This is a genomic window from Bradyrhizobium sp. Kon69, assembly GCF_055807515.1.
This window is the reverse complement of record NZ_JBVVOS010000158.1, coordinates 1-372: the sequence shown is the minus strand read 5'-3', so window position 1 is coordinate 372 and position 372 is coordinate 1. Positions and strand designations below refer to the sequence as shown.

At 57.0% G+C, this 372-nt stretch carries 1 protein-coding gene; it reads left to right on the top strand.

The window, feature by feature from the left end; all coding sequences use genetic code 11:
• Positions 1-372, top strand: a 372-nt coding sequence (locus AC0L3U_RS38655) for a hypothetical protein (protein WP_473365000.1), incomplete at both ends; no start/stop codon positions are given.

The following is a 372-nucleotide window of genomic DNA, read 5'->3' as shown; positions in this document are numbered from 1 at the left end:
AACGGCATTGCGCGGGCAATTGTTGAATATGCCGATGCTGGAAAACTTGAACCTCAATGACAACAGGCTGGCCGAGCTGGACGTGAGCGGTATGTCGCAACTGCAAGCCCTGGATCTGGGCGACAACATCTTGGATGAATGGCCGGCGGGCGTGTTTGAGGCGCCACGCTTGCGCTCGTTGAACCTGCGTAATAATCAGATCGAAACCATCCCGCCTGAAGCCTTCGCCGCTCGCCATCAGGCATTGATGGGCCATACCGACCTGCACGACAACCTGCTGCTGGAGCAAGAGTTCGAAGACCTGCGCGTGTATCTGCAGCGCACCGGTAATGGCTTGGGCTTCACCCTCGCGGATATCGACGAAATGATCCA